General features: G+C 76.2%; 20 protein-coding genes and 1 tRNA gene. 12 read left to right on the top strand and 9 right to left on the bottom strand.

What is annotated here, in order from left to right; all coding sequences use genetic code 11:
* Positions 1-54: 54 nt before the first annotated feature.
* The 5 genes from rplA to ACFQ8Y_RS22210 all read right to left on the bottom strand — a co-directional run bounded on the left by rplA (position 55) and on the right by ACFQ8Y_RS22210 (position 2,782).
* Positions 55-765 carry a 50S ribosomal protein L1 gene (gene rplA, locus ACFQ8Y_RS22190; protein ID WP_430550515.1) on the bottom strand — a complete coding sequence of 237 codons (711 nt, stop codon included), beginning with the start codon at positions 763-765 and terminating at the stop codon, positions 55-57.
* Between the two features lie 140 nt (positions 766-905).
* On the bottom strand, positions 906-1,337 hold the full coding sequence (gene rplK / locus ACFQ8Y_RS22195; protein WP_380323551.1) for a 50S ribosomal protein L11: 432 nt from the start codon (positions 1,335-1,337) through the stop codon (positions 906-908).
* Positions 1,338-1,407: 70 nt separating this feature from the next.
* On the bottom strand, positions 1,408-2,253 hold the full coding sequence (gene nusG, locus ACFQ8Y_RS22200; protein WP_430586761.1) for a transcription termination/antitermination protein NusG: 846 nt from the start codon (positions 2,251-2,253) through the stop codon (positions 1,408-1,410).
* Positions 2,254-2,315: 62 nt separating this feature from the next.
* Positions 2,316-2,576 carry a preprotein translocase subunit SecE gene (secE, locus tag ACFQ8Y_RS22205; RefSeq protein WP_430550517.1) on the bottom strand — a complete coding sequence of 87 codons (261 nt, stop codon included), beginning with the start codon at positions 2,574-2,576 and terminating at the stop codon, positions 2,316-2,318.
* 130 nt (positions 2,577-2,706) lie between these two features.
* Positions 2,707-2,782, bottom strand: a tRNA-Trp gene (locus ACFQ8Y_RS22210).
* A 265-nt stretch (positions 2,783-3,047) separates the two neighbouring features.
* On the opposite strand from ACFQ8Y_RS22210, the gene ACFQ8Y_RS22215 reads away from it, so the two are divergent.
* From ACFQ8Y_RS22215 to ACFQ8Y_RS22250, 8 genes are read left to right on the top strand one after another with little or no spacing between them, the layout of a single operon-like run.
* Positions 3,048-3,995 (top strand): ABC transporter ATP-binding protein, encoded by a 948-nt coding sequence (locus ACFQ8Y_RS22215; protein ID WP_430550518.1) that lies wholly within the window; start codon positions 3,048-3,050, stop codon positions 3,993-3,995.
* Complete coding sequence (locus ACFQ8Y_RS22220) at positions 3,992-4,888, top strand: ABC transporter permease (protein WP_430564443.1); 897 nt, start codon at positions 3,992-3,994, stop codon at positions 4,886-4,888. The genes ACFQ8Y_RS22215 and ACFQ8Y_RS22220 overlap by 4 nt, the downstream gene beginning before the upstream one ends.
* On the top strand, positions 4,875-6,188 hold the full coding sequence (locus ACFQ8Y_RS22225) for a sensor histidine kinase (RefSeq protein WP_430586762.1): 1,314 nt from the start codon (positions 4,875-4,877) through the stop codon (positions 6,186-6,188). Before ACFQ8Y_RS22220 ends, ACFQ8Y_RS22225 begins: the two co-directional genes overlap by 14 nt.
* A complete protein-coding gene (locus ACFQ8Y_RS22230) occupies positions 6,185-6,832 on the top strand; it encodes a response regulator (protein WP_430550521.1) in 648 nt (215 codons plus the stop codon). Before ACFQ8Y_RS22225 ends, ACFQ8Y_RS22230 begins: the two co-directional genes overlap by 4 nt.
* A gap of 38 nt (positions 6,833-6,870) precedes the next feature.
* Entirely contained in the window at positions 6,871-7,950 is a 1,080-nt protein-coding gene (locus ACFQ8Y_RS22235; protein ID WP_430550522.1) for an adenosine deaminase, read from the top strand.
* Positions 7,951-7,957: 7 nt separating this feature from the next.
* Positions 7,958-8,335: a hypothetical protein gene (locus tag ACFQ8Y_RS22240; protein WP_430586763.1), complete on the top strand. Its 378-nt coding sequence runs from the start codon at positions 7,958-7,960 to the stop codon at positions 8,333-8,335.
* A complete protein-coding gene (locus ACFQ8Y_RS22245) occupies positions 8,335-9,927 on the top strand; it encodes a sensor histidine kinase (protein ID WP_430564439.1) in 1,593 nt (530 codons plus the stop codon). Before ACFQ8Y_RS22240 ends, ACFQ8Y_RS22245 begins: the two co-directional genes overlap by 1 nt.
* Entirely contained in the window at positions 9,924-10,580 is a 657-nt protein-coding gene (locus ACFQ8Y_RS22250) for a response regulator transcription factor (protein ID WP_430550525.1), read from the top strand. The genes ACFQ8Y_RS22245 and ACFQ8Y_RS22250 overlap by 4 nt, the downstream gene beginning before the upstream one ends.
* 88 nt (positions 10,581-10,668) lie before the next feature.
* Here the strand turns inward: ACFQ8Y_RS22250 and ACFQ8Y_RS22255 are convergent, their stop codons facing one another.
* From ACFQ8Y_RS22255 to ACFQ8Y_RS22270, 4 genes are all read right to left on the bottom strand, one after another.
* Entirely contained in the window at positions 10,669-11,088 is a 420-nt protein-coding gene (locus tag ACFQ8Y_RS22255; protein ID WP_430586764.1) for a hypothetical protein, read from the bottom strand.
* Between the two features lie 106 nt (positions 11,089-11,194).
* Positions 11,195-12,553 (bottom strand): phosphotransferase, encoded by a 1,359-nt coding sequence (locus ACFQ8Y_RS22260; protein WP_430586765.1) that lies wholly within the window; start codon positions 12,551-12,553, stop codon positions 11,195-11,197.
* A gap of 85 nt (positions 12,554-12,638) precedes the next feature.
* Positions 12,639-13,748, bottom strand: coding sequence for a DNA glycosylase AlkZ-like family protein (locus ACFQ8Y_RS22265; RefSeq protein ID WP_430586766.1), 1,110 nt, complete (start codon positions 13,746-13,748; stop codon positions 12,639-12,641).
* 37 nt (positions 13,749-13,785) lie between these two features.
* Positions 13,786-14,730 carry a LysR family transcriptional regulator gene (locus tag ACFQ8Y_RS22270; RefSeq protein ID WP_430564435.1) on the bottom strand — a complete coding sequence of 315 codons (945 nt, stop codon included), beginning with the start codon at positions 14,728-14,730 and terminating at the stop codon, positions 13,786-13,788.
* Positions 14,731-14,800: 70 nt separating this feature from the next.
* Here ACFQ8Y_RS22270 and ACFQ8Y_RS22275 point away from each other — a divergent pair, with 70 nt between their 5' ends.
* The 4 genes from ACFQ8Y_RS22275 to ACFQ8Y_RS22290 all read left to right on the top strand — a co-directional run bounded on the left by ACFQ8Y_RS22275 (position 14,801) and on the right by ACFQ8Y_RS22290 (position 18,171).
* Positions 14,801-15,829, top strand: coding sequence for an EamA family transporter (locus ACFQ8Y_RS22275; protein ID WP_430586767.1), 1,029 nt, complete (start codon positions 14,801-14,803; stop codon positions 15,827-15,829).
* 10 nt (positions 15,830-15,839) lie between these two features.
* A complete protein-coding gene (locus tag ACFQ8Y_RS22280; RefSeq protein WP_430586768.1) occupies positions 15,840-17,081 on the top strand; it encodes a sensor histidine kinase in 1,242 nt (413 codons plus the stop codon).
* Positions 17,078-17,743, top strand: coding sequence for a response regulator (locus ACFQ8Y_RS22285; RefSeq protein WP_430586769.1), 666 nt, complete (start codon positions 17,078-17,080; stop codon positions 17,741-17,743). Before ACFQ8Y_RS22280 ends, ACFQ8Y_RS22285 begins: the two co-directional genes overlap by 4 nt.
* A 143-nt stretch (positions 17,744-17,886) precedes the next feature.
* The gene (locus ACFQ8Y_RS22290; protein WP_430550533.1) at positions 17,887-18,171 is read left to right on the top strand and encodes an SHOCT domain-containing protein; all 285 of its coding nucleotides are present in this window, start codon (positions 17,887-17,889) and stop codon (positions 18,169-18,171) included.
* Positions 18,172-18,298 lie beyond the last annotated feature (127 nt).

Below are 18,298 nucleotides of genomic sequence, written 5' to 3' on the forward strand. Positions count from 1 at the left end.
GCACCCTCGCGGGTGCCGGGCCGTCGGCGGTGGTTCAGCGGGTCCCTGCCGGGATCACGCCTCCTCGAGGAGCTTCGAGGTGCGCGACTGGTCGAGCGGGATGCCCGGGCCCATCGTCGTCGTCATCGTGGCCTTGGTGATGTACCGGCCCTTCGACGACGTCGGCTTGAGACGCAGGACCTCGTCGAGCGCGGCGGCGTAGTTCTCCACCAGCGCCTTCTCGTCGAAGGACGCCTTGCCGATGATGAAGTGCAGGTTCGCGTGCTTGTCGACGCGGAACTCGATCTTGCCGCCCTTGATGTCGGACACGGCCTTGGTCACGTCCATCGTCACGGTGCCGGTCTTCGGGTTCGGCATGAGACCGCGGGGGCCCAGCACCTTGCCCAGGCGACCGACCTTGCCCATGAGGTCCGGCGTCGCCACGGCGGCGTCGAAGTCGGTGTAGCCGGCGGCGACCTTGGCGATCAGGTCGTCACCGCCGACCTCGTCGGCCCCGGCCGCCACGGCCTCCTCGGCCTTGGCGGCGTTCGCGAAGACGATCACGCGGGCCGTCTTGCCGGTGCCGTGCGGGAGGTTGACCGTGCCGCGGACCATCTGGTCGGCCTTGCGGGGGTCGACGCCCAGGCGGAACACGACCTCGACGGTCGCGTCGTACTTGACCGTCGCGGTCTCCTTGGCGAGGCGGACCGCCTCGAGGGGGCTGTACAGGTTCTCGCGGTCGATCTTCTCGGCCGCGGCGCGGTACGCCTTGCTGCGCGTTGCCATCTGCTTCTCCTTCTGCAGTCGTGGTGAGCGGGTCCGCGCGGACCCTGCCACGTGCCCGACGTCGATCGCCGGGACTTGGTCCGAGCCGCCCGGACCGCGCCGGAAGGATCCGGTCACGGTCCGGGCGGCCCGGTCACGGATCACTCCGCGACGGTGATGCCCATCGAACGCGCGGTGCCGGCGACGATCTTCATCGCGGCGTCGATGTCGTTCGCGTTGAGGTCCTGGAGCTTGGTCTGCGCGATCTCGCGGACCTGGTCCTGGGTGAGCTGCGCGACCTTGACGGTGTGCGGGGTCGCGGAGCCCTTGGCCACACCGGCGGCCTTCTTGATGAGCTCGGCGGCCGGCGGCGTCTTCGTGATGAACGTGAACGAGCGGTCCTCGTACACGGTGATCTCGACGGGGACGACGTTGCCGCGCTGCGACTCCGTGGCCGCGTTGTAGGCCTTGCAGAACTCCATGATGTTCACGCCGTGCTGACCGAGCGCGGGGCCGATCGGCGGGGCGGGCGTGGCCGCACCGGCGTTGATCTGGAGCTTGATGAGGCCGGAGACCTTCTTCTTGGGAGGCATGACTCTTCCCTGACTTTCTTGTTCGTGGGCCGACGCCGTGGGCGATGACCCGGTTGCAGTACCGCGTCCGTCAGATCTTGGCGACCTGGTTGAACGACAGCTCGACCGGGGTCTCCCGGCCGAAGATGGAGACGAGGACCTGGAGCTTCTGGGCCTCGGCGTTGATCTCGGAGATCGTGGCGGGCAGCGTGTCGAACGGGCCGTCGGTGACGGTGACCGACTCGCCGACCTCGAAGTCGACCTCGACCGGGGCCTTCGCCGTCGCGCCCGACGCCGCCGCGGCCTTGCCGGCCTCGGGGGCCGTCTCGACGAACACCGGCGCCAGCATCGAGTAGACCTCGTCCAGCGTCAGCGGCACGGGCTGGTGCGTGTGGCCGACGAAGCCGGTCACGCCCGGCGTGTGGCGCACGGCGCCCCACGACTCGTCCGTGAGGTCCATGCGCACGAGGACGTAACCGGGGATGCGGACGCGGCGGACGGTCTTCTTCTGCGCGTTCTTGATCTCGGTCACCTCCTCCATGGGGACCTCGATCTGGAAGATGTAGTCCTCCATGTTCAGGCTCTGGATGCGGTTCTCCAGGTTGGCCTTCACACGGTTCTCGTACCCGGCGTACGAGTGGATGACGTACCAGTCGCCGAGCTGCGAGCGCAGGGTGCGGCGGAACTCCTCGGCCGGGTCCTCGACGACGTCGCCGTCGGCGTCCGCCGGGCGCTCGTCCTCGTCCGCCTCGTCGGCAGCGTCCTCGTCCTCGGCGGCCTCGTCCTCGACGGTCTCGTCGGCAGCGTCCTCGACGTCCGCCTCGGCCGCCGCGTCCGTGGCGGGGTCCGCGGGCACGTCGAGGTCAGCCGCGGCGCCGTCGGCGTCGGGCTGGGTGGGGTCGACGTTCTCCGTCTGGTCCAGCGGATCCTGGGACACGAACGAACCTGCTTTCTGGAATCTGCTTGCTTCGGGGGCGGGCGTCCGGCGGCCTGCCGAGGTCAGTCGCCGAAGAGGGCGAGGACGCCCAGTCCGATGACCCAGTCGAGGGCCACCACGAACAGCATGACCACGGTGACGAACACCAGCACCACGATCGTGTAGTTGACCAGCTCCGAGCGGGTCGGGGTCACGACCTTGCGGAGCTCCGCCACGACCTGGCGCACGAAGAGCGCGATGCGCGCGAACAGGTTCGGGCGCTTGCCGGTGGCCGACCTGCCCCCGCCGGGCGTCCCCACGGCCTCAGCCGGTGACTCGCTCACTCGCTCTACCCCGTTTCGCGTTCCCGCCGCGGCCACGCCACCTGCCGGCGACGCGCCCACGGCACTGACTCCTGGCGTTCCGGGGTCATGCGGATGGCCCCGCTGCGCGCGGCCCCGCGGGGGATCACGCTGGCAGGGTAGACAGGACTCGAACCTGCAACCTGCGGTTTTGGAGACCGCTGCGCTACCAATTGCGCCACTACCCTTCGTGCTCGACACCCGTGTCGCCACGCTCGAAGCACCCCGGAAGGGCGCGCTCGATCTTGGCGGGCATCAACCACCGAGGGACAACTGTACGCGACGCAGGGGCCTGGGTCGAACCACGCCGGAACCACGCTCGAACCGGGCTCGAACCGGGCTCGACACTCCCTCCCGGCCGTCCGCCCGACGCCCGCCGTCCACCGATCGGTGGACCCGTGGTCCCGCCGTCCGAGGCTCCCGCGGGGCCCCCGCGGGCGGGAGGCTCGACGCATGACCTCGACGACGACACCCTCCCCGGCTCCCCCGCCGGCCGCCCCTCGCGGGCGTCCCGGCGTCCGTCCCCCCGGCGCACCGGGGTCCCCCGGCGGCGCCGTCCGCGTCCGCGGGCTCGCCAAGCGCTACGGGCCCAAGCAGGCGGTCGACGGGCTGGACCTCGACCTCGCGACGGGCGAGATCGTCGCCGTGCTCGGCCCCAACGGCGCGGGCAAGACGACGACGATCGAGATCCTCGAGGGGTTCCGTGACCGCGACGCCGGCGAGGTGCGCGTGCTCGGCGAGGACCCCGCCCGGGCCGGGCGGGCCTGGCGGGCGCGGCTCGGCGTCGTCGCGCAGGACTCGCGCGACCAGGCGGAGCTCACCGTCGCGGAGTCCGTGCGCTCCACCGCCCGGTACTACCCGGCGCCCCGCGACCCCGACGAGGTCGTCGAGGCCGTGGGCCTCGCGCCCAAGGCGGGCGCGCGGGTCCGCTCCCTGTCGGGCGGGCAGCGGCGCCGGCTCGACGTCGCGCTCGGCGTCGTCGGCCACCCGGAGCTCCTCTTCCTCGACGAGCCGACCACCGGCTTCGACCCGCAGGCGCGGCGGACGTTCTGGGACCTCGTGCTGGGCCTGCGGGACACCGGCACCACCATCCTGCTCACCACGCACGACCTCGCCGAGGCCGCGCACCTGGCCGACCGCGTCGCCGTCGTGCGCGACGGGCGCGTCGTCGCGGAAGGGACGCCCGAGACGCTCGGCGGCCCGGGCGCGCGCACCCCCCTGGTGACCTGGACCGCCGACGGCGTCCGGCACTCCGAGCGCACCGACGCGCCGACGGCGCTCGCCGCGCACCTCATGGCGACCGTCGCCGGCGCCGACGGCGAGGTCGCCGACCTGTGCATCACCCGCCCCAGCCTCGAGGACGTCTACCTGGGGCTCCTGACGACGGAGGACGACCGATGAGCACCACGGACCAGGCGGACCAGGTGGACCAGGTGTCGACGGGCGCGACCGCCGCGTCGTCGGGCCGGGCGGACACGGGCGGGCGGCTGCCCGGGCTCGGACGGCTCACGCTGGTGCGGGCCGCCGTGGAGCTGCGCCAGTTCTGGCGCGAGCGCGACGCCGTGATCTTCGTGTTCGCCTACCCGATCGTCATGCTCGCGATCTTCGCGTCCGTGTTCGGGAGCGAGGACCAGGGCACCGAGGTCGCCCAGATCGGCTTCGCCCAGTACTTCCTGCCCGGCATGGTCGCGACCGGCATCATGCTCACCAGCTTCCAGTCGCTGGCCGTCTCCATCGCCGTGGAGCGCGACGACGGCACGCTCCGCCGCCTGCGCGCCACTCCCCTGCCGGTGACCGCGTACGTGGGCGGCAAGGTGGCGCTGACGCTCGCGACGTCGGTCGTGCAGACGGCCCTGCTGCTGGCCGTCGCAGCCCTCGCGTTCGACGTCCCGCTGCCCACCGACGCCGGCCGCTGGACCACGTTCGCCTGGGTGTTCGCGCTCGGGGCCGCCGCCGGCACGGTCTGCGGCGTCGGGTTCTCGTCCCTGCCCCGGTCCGGCCGGTCCGCGAGCGCCGTCGTGACGCCGGTCGTGCTGGTGCTGCAGTTCATCTCGGGCGTGTTCTTCGCGTTCTTCGCCCTGCCGGGCTGGATGCAGACCCTGGCCTCGGTGTTCCCCCTCAAGTGGATCGCTCAGGGCATGCGGTCCGTCTTCCTGCCGGAGGAGATGGCGGCGCTCGAGACGAGCGGGTCCTGGCAGCACCCCGCGACCGCTGCTGTACTGGTCGCATGGCTGATCGTGGGGCTGGTCGTCGGGGTGCGCACCTTCCGGTGGCGGCGCCGTGACGACGGCTGACGGCGCCCCCGGCACAGAGCCCGCCGCATCGTCCGCCGCATCGTCCGGCGCGGCGGCCGACGACGAGGTCGCCCGGGTGACGTCCGACCCCTGGGACCGGCAGGTCGTGTGGTGGGACGTCGGGTTCGTCCTCATCGTGCTGCTGACCGCGTCGGCGATGGCGCTCGGCGGGGACTCGAACGCCCGCGAGCTGTGGACGGCGTACGCCGCGATGGCCGTCATGCTCGTCGGGTACGCCGTGTGGGGCGCTCCCGCGGCCCGCAGCCGCGACCAGCGCCGGGCGCTGGCCTACACGGTCGTGCTGATCGTCGGGACCGCGGTCGCCGTCGCCCAAGGCGGCCTGGCCACGTTCCTGCTGTTCGCGTCGTTCACGCAGCTCTGGATGCTGCTGGAGCCGCCGCGCCGCGCCGTGGTGGCGAGCGTCGCCCTCGGCGTCGCGACCACGTTCGCCATCGCCGCCCAGCAGGGGTTCGACGTCCCGACGCTGATCGAGGCCGCACCGCAGATGGGCATCGCGATCGCGTTCTCCGTGCTGCTCGGGCTCTGGTTCGCCGCGACGATGCGCCGCTCGGAGGAGCGGGCGCGGCTGCTGCACGAGCTGCGCCAGGCGCAGGCGGAGCTCGCCGAGTCGCACCACGCGGCGGGCGTGACCGCGGAGCGGGAGCGCATCGCCCGGGAGATCCACGACACGCTGGCGCAGGGTTTCACGAGCGTCGTGACGCAGGCGCAGGCGGCGTCGGCGGCCCTCGACCGGGGCGAGCAGGACCGCGCCCGGGAGCGGCTGCTGGTCGTGGAGCAGACCGCGCGGGACAACCTCGCGGAGGCCCGTGCGCTCGTCGCCGCCTTCGCACCCGTGCCCCTGCAGGGCTCGACGCTGGCCGAGGCGCTGCGCCGCCTGGCCGAGCGGTTCACCGCCGAGACGGGCACGCCCGTGACGCTGGACGTGGGCGGGGCGGCCGGCCCGGCGCGCACCGGCGGCGCCACGGGCCAGGCGGCCGCCGACGTGGTGCTGCTGCGCTCGGCGCAGGAGGCGCTGGCGAACGTGCGCAGGCATGCGGGAGCTCGTGCGGTGACGATCCTGCTCGCCCGAGGCGGCTCGGTCCCCGGGGCGCCGCCCGACGTGCGGCTCGAGGTGACCGACGACGGGCGGGGCCTGCCGCCCGGCCAGGTCGACGGTCTCGGGCTGGCCGGGATGCGGGAGCGCGTCTCCGCGGTGGGCGGCACGCTCGTCGTCGAGCCCGGCGAGGGCGGCGGCACGCGCGTCGAGGTGCACGTGCCGGCCTCGGGCGGCGCCGCGTGAGCGGGGCGGGGACGACGGGCACGGTGCGCGTGCTCGTCGTCGACGACCACCCGGTCGTGCGCTCGGGGATCATCGGGATGCTCGACGGCGAGCCCGACGTCGAGGTCGTGGGCGAGGCCCCGGACGGCGAGGTCGCGGTGGCGCTGGCCGTCGAGCTGGCGCCCGACGTCGTGCTCATGGACCTGCGCATGCCCCGCCTGGACGGCGTGGGCGCGACGGCGCGCATCGTGGGGGCGTCCCGCGGCGGCGGGCCGAGCGTCGTCGTCCTCACGACGTACGACACGGACGCCGACATCCTGCGCGCGGTCGAGGCGGGCGCGACGGGCTACCTGCTCAAGGACACCCCGCGCGACGAGCTCGTGGCGGCGGTGCGCGCGGCCGCGCGGGGCGAGACCGTGCTGGCGCCGGGCGTCGCGACCCGGCTCGTGACGAGCGTGCGGACCGCGGCGGAGCGGCCCACGGCGCGCGAGGCCGAGGTGCTCGGCCTCGTGGCGCGGGGCCTGTCCAACGCCGCCGTCGGGCGGGAGCTGTACATCGCGGAGGCCACGGTGAAGACGCACCTGCTGCGGGCGTTCGCGAAGCTGGGCGTGGACGACCGCACCGCCGCCGTGACCGTGGCGCGCGAGCGCGGCTGGCTGCCCTGACCGGGCCCGCACCCACCGGGTCGGGGCAGACTGGCGCCGTGCGCGATCTGGCGAAGCTCCCCAAGGCCCACCTGCACCTGCACTTCACGGGGTCGATGCGGGTGCCCACCCTGCGCGACATGGCGGCCGGGCACGGTGTCCGGCTGCCGAGCGCCCTCACGGACGGCGACCCGCTGCGGGTGCCGGCCGACGAGCGGGGCTGGTTCCGGTTCCAGCGCCTCTACGACGCGGCCCGCGCGTGCGTGCGGTCGGAGGCGGACATGCGCCGCCTGGTCGACGAGGCCGCCGAGGACGACGCCGCCGAGGGGTCGCGGCGGCTCGAGATCCAGGTGGACCCGACGTCGTACGCGCCGTTCGTCGGGGGCATCACGCCGGCGGTCGAGATCGTGCTGGACGCGGCGCGCGCCGCGAGCGCCGCGCACGGCGTCGAGGTGGCGGTGGTCGTGGCCGCGTCGCGGATGCGCCACCCGCTCGACGCCCGCACCCTCGCCCGCCTCGCGGCCCGGTACGCGGGCGACGGCCCGGGCGAGGTCGTGGGCTTCGGTCTGTCCAACGACGAACGGCGCGGCGACACCGCCGAGTTCGCGGCCGCGTTCCGGATCGCACGCCGGGCCGGGCTGGCGTCGGTGCCGCACGGCGGCGAGCTGCTCGGCCCGGCGCACGTGCGCGACGTCGTCGACGCCCTGCACCCCGACCGGCTGGGCCACGGGGTGCGGGCCGGGGAGGACCCCGCGCTGCTCGCCGAGCTCGTGGAGCGCGAGGTGGCCCTCGAGGTGTGCCCCGCCTCGAACGTCGGCCTCGGCGTGTACGCCGACACGTCCCAGGTGCCGCTGCGGCCGCTGGTCGAGGCGGGCGCCCGCGTCGCCCTCGGCGCGGACGACCCGCTGCTGTTCTCCTCCCGGCTGCTCGACCAGTACGTCGCCGCCCGCGAGGTGCACGGGTTCACCGACGCCGAGCTCGCGGACCTGGCACGGTCGTCGGTGCGGGCGAGCCGGGCGTCGGACAGCACGCGGCGCCGCCTGCTGGCCGACGTCGACGCCTGGCTCGCGGCACCCGACCCGGGGCCGGGGCACGGGGCCGACGCGCTCTCATCTGCGTCTCATCCGTCCGCGGGATGATCCGGCCATGGCTCAACGGTCGGCGGAACGGTCGGGACGTCGGTGGCGCGCCGCGGTGCCCTGGGTGCTCGGCGTGGCGCTCGTCGCGCTGATCGGCGGGGTCCTTGCCGCCGCGATGTCGTCGGTGCCCGAGGACCGCGACGTGGGCGGCGTCGTGGTCGTCTCCCCCACGCCCGACCCGGCGTCGCCGACGCCGTCGCCGTCCGGGGAGGCGACGCCGTCGCCGTCCGGGAGCCCCACGCCCACGCCGACGCGGACGTCCGACGACGGCGGCGTCGCGCCCGTCCCGCCCACGGACGACGACGATGACGACGACGGGCCCGACGACGATGACGACGGCCCGGACGACGATGACGACGCCCCCGACACGGACGAGGACGACTGATGGCGCGAACCCCGCGGCCCCAGGGCGGGCCGACCGTCCGCACGCGCATCCTGGCCGTCCTCCTCGCCCTCACCGCCCTCGCGGTCGCGCTGGCCGGGGCGACCGCGTACCTCCTGACGTACGAACAGGTCGACGACCGCATCGACGCCGACCTCACCGAGAGCGCCGACGAGCTGCGCACCCTCGCCGCGTCCGGCGTCGACCCCGTGACGGGCGACCCGTTCTCGTCGGCCGAGGAGGTGGTGGTGACCGCCATCCAGCTCGACGTCCCCGCCCGGCACGAGGGCGTCATCGGGCTCCGCACCGGACAGCGCCCCCTGGTGTCCCAGCAGGCCGTCGAGGTGCACCTCCAGGACGACGCCGAGTTCGTCGCCGCGGTCACGCCGCTGCTCGACTCCGACCAGGTCGTGCTGCGGACGATCAGCACCGCGACCACCGACTACCGCGCGCTCGTCGCGCCCGTCGCCGCGCTGCCCGGGGCGAACGACGCCGTGCCGACGTCGAGCGAGCCCGCGGCGCTCGTGCTCGCCTACGACCGGGTCGCGGAGCACGCGGAGACCCAGGCCGTCTTCCGCAGCTACGCGCTCGTGGCGCTCGCCGCGCTGGTCGTGACGGGCGTCGTGGGGTGGCTGCTCGCCGGGCGCCTGCTGCGCCCGATCCGGATGCTCGCGCGCACCGCGCAGCAGATCGGCGAGTCGGACCTGTCCGCCCGGATCCCCGAGTCGGGCAACGACGACCTCACCCACCTCACGCGAGCCTTCAACGGGATGCTCGACCGGCTCGAGGGCTCGTTCGAGTCCCAGCGCCGCCTGCTCGACGACGTCGGGCACGAGCTCCGCACGCCCCTGACGATCGTGCGCGGCCACCTGGAGCTCATGGACACCGCCGACCCGGCGGACGCGGCGGAGACGCGCGACCTCGCGCTCGACGAGCTCGACCGGATGCACCGCCTGGTCGACGACCTGGTCACCCTCGCGACCGTCGGGCAGCCCGACTTCGTGCGGCCCGCGCCGGTCGAGCTGGGCCGGCTCACCGACGACGTGCTCGACAAGGCGCGGACGCTGGGCGAGCGCACCTGGCTGGTCGACTCCCGCACCGACGCCCGCACGATGGCGGACGCGCAGCGCCTCACCCAGGCGTGGCTGCAGCTCGCCGCCAACGCCGTGAAGTTCTCCGCGCCGGGCAGCGTGGTCGCGATCGGGTCGCGCACGACACCGGACGGGGCGCGCGTGCGCCTGTGGGTGCGCGACGAGGGTGTCGGCATCGCGCCGGACGACCTGGAGCGCGTCTTCGACCGTTTCGCGCGCGGCGACCACGACGGCGAGCGGCGGGACGGCTCCGGGCTCGGCCTGGCGATCGTCGCGGCCATCGCCGAGGGGCACGGCGGCGAGGTGACGGTCGAGTCCGTCCCCGGCCGGGGCTCCACGTTCGCGGTCGTCGTGCCCGTGCTGCCCGTGCCCGACGCGGGCCCCGACCCGACCCCCGGGCGCGCCGTGCCCCCCGTCGGCCGCACGGCGCCGACCGCGCGCTCCGCGCCCACCCCCGAGCTGCCCCCGCGCACCGCCCCCGACCGGGAAGGACCCGCCACGTGAGCCAGATCCTCATCGCGGAGGACGAGACCCGCATCGCGTCGTTCGTCGCGAAGGGGCTGCGCGCCTCCGGCTACGCGAGCACGACGGTCGCGACCGCGCGGGAGGCGTTCGACCTCGCGTCGTCGGGCGACTTCGACCTCATGGTGCTCGACCTCGGGCTGCCCGACCAGGACGGCTTCACGGTGCTGCGCCGGCTGCGCGAGGCGAGGGTGACGCTGCCGGTCATCATCCTCACCGCCCGCACGTCCGTGGCGGACACGGTGGCCGGGCTCGAGGGCGGCGCCGACGACTACATGCCCAAGCCGTTCCGCTTCGAGGAGCTGCTGGCCCGCATCCGGCTGCGGCTGCGGGCCGAGCCGGCGGGCGAGGTCACGGTGCTCAGCCACGGCGACCTCAGCCTCGACCTGCGCACCCGCCGGGCCACCGCCGCCGGCGTCGAGGTGGACCTGTCGGCCCGGGAGTTCGCGCTCGCCGAGGCGTTCCTGCGCAACGCCGGGCAGGTGCTCAGCCGCGAGCAGCTGCTCTCGCGGGTGTGGGGGTACGACTTCGACCCGGGCTCCAACGTGGTGGACGTGTACGTGCGCTACCTGCGGAACAAGCTCGGCGCCGAGCGGTTCGTCACCGTGCGCGGCATGGGCTACCGCCTGGCCTGACCCGACAAGCCGAACAGGCGGTCGTGCACGTTCTGAACGCCCAGAACGTGCACAACCGCCTGTTCGCCGTCGGGGCGGGTCGGGGTGGTCAGTCCGCGGACGCCGCCGTCGGGGCGGTCTGCGCCGACTGCGGGGTGACCGGGCTGACCGGGCTGACCGGGCTGACCGGAGAGGCCGCGGTCGCCGGGCTGGCGGGGGTCGGCGCCGTCTGGGCGGACGGGGCGGTGTTCGCGGTCTGCGTCGTCGGCGCGGTGGTCGCCGTGGCGACCGAGCCGGCCGTCACGGTGGTGATGGACGTGCCGTTCGCCGTCGCCGCGGGCGACGGGCTCGCGGCCGTGCCCACCGCCGCCGAGCCCGCCGGGGCCCCGTCGTCGCCCACCTGCACGGCGGACGCGACGACCGCGTCGGACGGCGTGCGGTCGAACGTGCCCTGGGCCGCGGCGACGCCGGCACCCAGGCCGACCGCGCCCAGCGCGCCCGTGACGATCCATGCGCTGCGTGCCTTCATCGTGCTGCTCCTTCGTCGGGTGGTTCCTGGCGGGCGTCTCCCGCCGACTGGTCCCCAGCCTCGTGGGCCACCGTGAGAGGGCCGGGAGGCGTGGATGAGAGGGTTCTCAGACTGCGGCCGCGTCCGCGGCGAGGCGCTCGGCGACGTCGAGGAACGCCCCGACGGCCGCGACGTCCTCGGCCCCCGCCGCCAGGGAGACGACGACGGCCGCGGCCCGGGCGCGCAGCAGGGCCGGCTCCACCGCGCTGCCGAAGGCCTCGAGGCAACGGTCCACCAGCCCGCCCACCCCCGCGTACGCGCCCGGGTCGAGCGACGGCAGCACCGCCAGGTGCGCGACGGCGCACGCCAGGTCGTCCACCAGGTACCCGGGGCCCAGGGTGTCGACGTCGAGCACGGCGCCGACGCGCGGTCGCGCCCGGCCGCCGGCGTCCGCCCGGCCGGTCCCGGGGTCGAGCAGCAGGTTCGCGGCGTGCAGGTCGCCGTGCGTCACGACGAGCGGCCCGGGGTCGCCCGCGGCGACGACGACGTCGATCGCCTCGCGCAGCGCGGCGAGCCGGGCGGCGTCGACCCCGTGCACGGTCGCGAGCGCACCGAGATAGTGGGCCGAGCGGTCCGCCCACGCGGGGCGGCGCGGCAGGGCGAGGCCCGCGCGCGGCAGCGCCGTCGCGACCCGAAGCAGCTCCGCGGGGTCGATGCCGGCGGGCTGGTCGGCGGCGGGGGTGCGCGCGACGAGCTCCGCGACGGACTCGCCGCGGACCTCGTCGAGCAGGACGACGCCGTCGGCGGCCCAGGACCGGACCCGCGGCGCGGCCACGCCTCCGGGGCGCGCCGTGAAGAGCGCGTGCCGCCGCACGAGGTCGTCGACGCGCGTCGGGCGCACCACCTTGACGTACGCGGCGCCGTCCGCGGTGCGCGCCCGCAGCACGGCACGGCGCAGGGGGCGGTAGGTGACGGTCTCGAGGGAGAGCAGCGGGGCGTCGGACCCGGCGGCGCGCAGGCGCCCGGCCACCCGGTCGGGCGTGCTGCCCGCCGCGAGCCCGGGCAGGGCCGGGTCGTACGGGTGGCGCCACACGTGCACCGAGCGCCCGCCGTCGTCGAGTCGCACGACGCCAGGGCCGAGGCCGCCGTCCGCGTCGGCACCGGCCCGGTCGCCGCGGGCACGGCGGAACGCCGACGCGCGGGCGCTCGTCGCGAACAGGTGCTCCGGCCCGCGGACCGTGCGCCCGCCGGCCTCGCGACGGGCGACGACGTCGTACGCCACGGTGACCTCGGCGCCGGGGCGTGCGTGCACCTGCCGCACCGACCACGACTCGAGCGCGGCGCCGTCGGCCGCGAGCGCCGCGCCCAGGACGTCCGCGGCCGCGTCGCCGGTGAGCAGGTCGAGCCAGGCGCGGTGGTCCGCGGGAGACGTCGGGGCGGGGCCGGTCGGGGCGGGGCGCGTCAGGGCGGGGCTGGTGGGCGGCACGGCACCATCCGACGGGGCGCGCGCGTGACCGGGGTGAGACGTCGATGAGAGGACTCTCATCCGGCCGGGCCGGAGGTCGGGAGCGTCAGAGGGACACGTCGTCGAGCCCGAGCCACCCGGCGAGGTCCGCGAGCTCGCCGCGCACCGCCTGCGACACGTCGGGGTCGAACGGCAGGTCCTCGTGGATCGCGTCCACCCGGAGCACGCCCGCCCTGCGGTCGGTGGTGGCGTCGACCTTGCCGACGAACCGGTCCCCGTGCAGCACCGGCAGCGCGAAGTAGCCCCAGCGACGCTCGGCGCGCGGCTTGTACATCTCGAGCGCGTAGTCGAAGTCGAAGACCTCCAGCAGCCGGGCACGGTCCTGCACGAGCGCGTCGAACGGCGAGAGCACCGCGGTACGGCCCTCGAACGGCTCGTCGACGCCGTCGAGGGCTGCCGGGTCCACGAGCCACGTCCGCTCGGTGCCCTCCACCGTGACCGGCGTGCCCACCAGGTCCACGTGGTCCTCGTCCCCCGGCAGGCCGGGCAGGCGGGCCCGGGTGATGCCGCGCGCCCGCACGCGGCGCGCGACCCGCTCGCGCGCCGCCTCCGCGCGCGGCAGCGGGTCGACGTCCGGGTACACGCGCTCGGCCAGGTCCCACAGCCGGTCGCGGCCCCGCCGCCCGCAGACGGCGACGTCGCCGTGCAGGCTCGCGAACTCCAGCATCTGCGTGACGTTGCGGTGCCCGGTCCAGCCGGTCGAGCGCCACGGCCGCACGCTCGTGTCGGGGACGTCGCGGGCGACGAGCGGCCCCTCGGCCTCGAGCAGGCGCAGGACGTCGTCGAGGAACGGCGCGTTGTCGTGGAACCAGCCGGCGCGCCAGTCCCCGAACGGCCACCGGCGCATCTGCTCGAGGTACAGCGGCAGGTCCTCGATCGACCGCACCGTGCCGCCGAGGCGGAAGAGCATCCGGTCGGCGAGCGCGTCCTCCACCGCCCCGGGCCACGTCGCGCGGCCGAGCCTCGACCACGGGACCAGGTCGACGGCGGGCGCGACGGCGGCGGTCGGGTCGACCGGCAGCACCATCAGGTGCTCGACCGTCGCCAGGAGGTCGTCCGGGCGGTGGGCGTCGAGCAGCTGGGCCCGCACCGCGATGCGGCGGGCCTGGTCCCGCGTCAGCCTCACGGACGTGCCCGTGCCCCGGTCGGTGACCACCCGACGACGGTAGCGCCGGGCCCCGACACCCGACCGGCTACCCGCGGACGTCCGCCGCCACGCCCGCCGCGACGGACCTGCCCGCGGCGACCACCTGGTCGAGCACGGCGAGGGTCGCCGGACCGGGCGCCCCTCCGGTCGTGCGGTGCCGGGCGACGATCTGCCGCGTCCCCAGCCCGGGCAGCGCGACGACCTGCACGGCCTCGGGCAGGGGGTCCCGCGCCGCGAGCGCCGGGACGACGGCGACGCCGAGGTCGGCGGCGACCAGCGCGAGGGCGACCGCGTAGTCGTCGTACCGGTGCGTCAGCGGCGTCGTCGCCCCCGAGGCGGCGTGCGCGCGCTGCACCACGCGGTCGGCGGCGTGGCCCGCCTCGGCCCCGAGCCAGGTGGCGTGGGCCAGGTCGGTCAGCCGCTCGGGCGCGGGCCGGTCGGCGGGCAGCACGACCAGCCACGGCTCGTCCAGGACCGGCACGTCGCGCATCCCGGCGGGGGTGGTCCGCCCGATGGCGCTCTCGGTCTCGGTGAGGATCAGGTCGAGGTCTCCGCGGCGCAGGTCCCGTTGCGCGGCCTCGCCCTCGGTCTGGCACAGGTGGACGTCGAGGCCGGGGGCGGTGCGCGCCAGTCCCCCGGCCAGCGGCGCGAGCAGGCCGCCGACCAGGGTGGGCGACGCGCCCACCGCGACGGTCCCGCTCGGCTCGCCGGCCAGCTCGGCGAGGGCCCGGCGCGTGTCGGTGAGCTCGGCCTCGATGCGCTCCGCCGCGGCGACGACCAGCCGGCCGGCGGGCGTGAGGACGGCCCCGGCGGGCTGCCGGTCCACGAGCCGTTGGCCCGACTCCGCCTCCAGGCGCGCGACCTGCTGCGAGACGGCCGACGGGGAGACGCCGAGCGCCGCGCCGGCGGCCACGATGCCGCCGTACCTGTGCACCGCGAGGAGGGTGGCGATCCGGCGGGGGTCCAGGTGGGTCGGACGAGCCTGCTGCATCACAAAATCTTAAGGCAGACCCCGCATAACTTCTATTGATCTACAGCAATGCGTCGCCCACGATGGGGCGATGTCGACGTCGAACCTCCCGCCCCGTTCCGCGGACGGACCGGCCCTGGCGCGCGGCGGTGCCGTCCTGGTCGCCGCGGGCGCGCTGCTGTGGGGCACGGGCGGCGTCGCGGCCGCGACGATCGCCGCCCACAGCGCGATGTCGCCCACCGCGGTCTCCGCGCTGCGCCTGCTCGGGGGCGGCCTGGCCGTGCTCGCGGTCACCGCGGCCACCGGGCAGCTCCGCCGGGTCCCCCGGACCCGCGCCTCCGCGCGGCACGTCGCGCTCACCGCCGCGCTGACCGCCGTCTTCGGGGCCGCCTACTTCCAGTCCGTCGCGCACGTGGGCGTCGCGGTCGCCACCGTGGTCGCCCTGGGGGCGGCGCCGCTGGTCGTGGCGGCCCGCGCCGCCGTCCGCGCGCGCCGGCTCCCGCGCGTCCCGGTGCTCATGGGACTCGTGACGTCCGTCGTCGGGCTCGCGCTCGTCAGCGGCGTGCGGCCGGTCGCCGGCTCGTCCCGGGACCTGGCAGCGGGACTGGCCCTCGCGCTCGTCGCCGCCGTCGCGTTCGCCGCGACCACCGTCGTCAACCGGCGCGCGCTGCCCGGGCTGGGGCCCGCCCCGCTGCTCGGGACGTCGTTCACGCTGGCCGGGCTCGTCTCGCTGGTCCCGGCCGTCCCGGCGGGCCTGGCGCTCGACTCCCTCGACGCCACGGCGTGGTGGACCCTCGCCTTCCTCGCCCTCGTGCAGACCGCCGTCGGCTACCTGGCGTTCTACGCCGGGCTCCAGCGCGGCGTCGGCGCCACGTCGGCGGCGCTGCTCTCGCTGCTGGAACCGGTCGGCGCCGCCGTCCTGGCCGTCGCCGTGCTGGGCGAGGCGCTCACGCCGACGGCGGTCCTCGGCATCGCCCTCGTCCTCGGGGCCGTGCTGCTCGCCCGGGACCGGGCCGTCACGCCCCGCCCGCGGGCAGGCGCCCGTCGGCGGGCGGATGGTCCCCCGGGACGACCCGGCACGGCACCCCGGGCGGACGCGCGGGAGGGCGCCGCGGCGTAGCGTGCCGGGCATGGACCGCGGCCCGCTCGACCGGTGGCGCCCCCGGCTGTTCCTCGCGGTGGCGCTGGCCGTCGTCGTGACGGTCGGGACGTTCGGGGCGTCGCACTGGCAGCCGGGCGCGCGCGACGTCGACGCGCTGGGGCTGCTGCTCGCGCTCGTGGGGCCGGTCGTGCTGCTCACGCTCCCCCGCCGCCCCGTCCTCGCGGTGCTGCTCGCGGTCGGCGCCGTCGGCACCTACCTCGCGCTCGGCTACGCCTGGGGGCCGGCGCTGGGCGGCACGGTCGGAGTCCTGGTCATGGTGCTGCTCACGGGGCCCGCCGCCCGGGCGCGGGTCGTCGCCTGGTCGGGCGCCGTGCTGATGTGGGGCGTCGTGGTGGGCGCGGCCGCCCTGCGCGACGACGGGACCCGCGTCGGCGGCCTGCTCGGCGGCGCCGCCTGGACCGCCGTCGCGCTGCTGGTCGCGACCGGCGTCCGGGAGCGGCTCGCCCGGGCCGCCGCGTGGCGGGCCGCCCGCGCGGACCGAGAGCGGACCGCCGTCGCCACCGAGCGCCTCCGCATCGCGCGCGAGCTGCACGACGTCCTCGCGCACTCCCTGTCCGCGATCAACGTGCAGGCGGGCGTCGGGCTGCACCTGCTGGACCGCGACGTCGACCAGGCGCGCTCCGCGCTCGCGTCCATCAAGGCCACGAGCCGCGACGCGCTCGACGAGGTGCGCGCCGTGCTCGGCGTCGTCCGCGGCGAGGACGACGGCGGCGACGGCACCTCCGAGCCGCGCACGCCCACCTGGGACCTCGCCGCCCTCCCCCGCCTGGCGGAGCCGCTGCGCGCCCGCGGTGTCGCCGTGCGCTTCGACGTCGACCCCGACCTCCTGCCCCCGGGCGCCGTCCCCGCGCACCTCGCCGGCGTGGCGTACCGCGTGGTGCAGGAGGCGCTGACCAACGTGGGCCGGCACGCGTCGCGGGCGCGGACCGTCGTCGTGCGCGTCGCCGGGGACGACGACCTGCTGCGCGTCGCGGTGGACGACGACGGCGGGCCGACCGGCGCGCGCGGGGACGCGGTCGGCTACGGGTTGCGCGGCATGCGCGAACGCGTCGAGGGCGCGGGCGGCGCCCTCGCCGCCGGGCCCGGCGCGCGCGGGTTCTCCGTCGCCGCGACCATCCCGCTGCCCGCCGACGCGCCCGCCCCGGGGCCGTCGGACGCACGGCCTCCTCGGGCGCCGCGGGGGTCCGACAGCTCGTGGGAGGACGCATGATCCGGGTGCTGCTGGCCGACGACCAGGCGCTGGTGCGCGGCGGCTTCCGCGCGCTGCTGGACGCCGAGGACGACATGACCGTGGTGGGCGAGGCCGCGACCGGCGACGAGGCCGTGCGCCTGGCCCTGCGGCTGCGGCCCGACGTCGTGCTCATGGACGTGCGGATGCCCGGCGCGGACGGGCTGGAGGCGACCCGGCGCATCGTCGCCGACCCGGGCGCGGGCGGCGTGCACGTGGTGGTCGTGACGACGTTCGAGCTGGACGAGTACGTGGCCGAGGCCATCCGCGGCGGTGCGAGCGGCTTCCTCGTCAAGGACACCGAGCCCGCCGACCTCGTGCGCGCGGTGCGCGTGGCGGCGGCCGGCGACGCGCTGCTCTCCCCCGGCGTCACCCGCCGGCTGCTCGCCCGGGTCGCCGACGCGACCCGCGACGTGCCGCCTTCTCCCGGCCTCGACGACCTCACCGCCCGCGAGCGCGAGGTGCTCGTCGAGGTCGCCGGCGGCCTGTCCAACGACGAGATCGCGCGCGCCCTCTACCTGTCCGAGTCGACCGTCAAGACGCACGTCTCGCGTGTCATGGCCAAGCTGGGCGCCCGCGACCGCGCGCAGCTCGTCGTCGCGGCGTACGAGGGCGGCGTCGTGCGGCCGGGCTGGACCGGCTGACCTCCGCCGGCCCGGCGCACCACGGCGGCACGAGGGGACGACGCAGGTCGGTACGAGGGGCTGACGACGGCGCCCGCCCCGCCGGGCGACGGTGGTGGTGAAGGGCCCGCACCGGGCGGACCCACCGTCACGAGGAGTCCCCGATGCTCACCACTGCCACCGCGACCGCCGTCCCCGCGGCGCTCGCCGCGCACCCGTACGCCGCCGGCGGCGGGCCGGGCTGGTGGATCGTCTTCCCGATCCTGTGGTTCCTGCTCTTCGCCACCGTCGTGTTCCTCATCGCCCGCCGCGCGCGCCGGTACGGCCCGCCGTGGGCCCGCGGCGGTGCGGGCGGCGTCGACGTCCTGGGCGAGCGGTACGCCCGCGGCGAGATCGACGAGGCCGAGTACCGGCAGCGGCTCGCCGTCCTCAAGGAGGACCGGCGCTGAGGACCGGCGCTGACGACCGGCGCTGACGACCGCCGCCCGCACCGCCGTGATCAGCTCCGCCTTCTCCGCGTCCGAGGTGGTGGGCGACTCACCCGTGGTGCCGCTGAGGACCAGCCCGTCGCAGCCC

Origin of the sequence: Isoptericola sp. NPDC056605 (assembly GCF_042792795.1) — a bacterium.
Lineage (GTDB): Bacteria > Actinomycetota > Actinomycetes > Actinomycetales > Cellulomonadaceae > Isoptericola.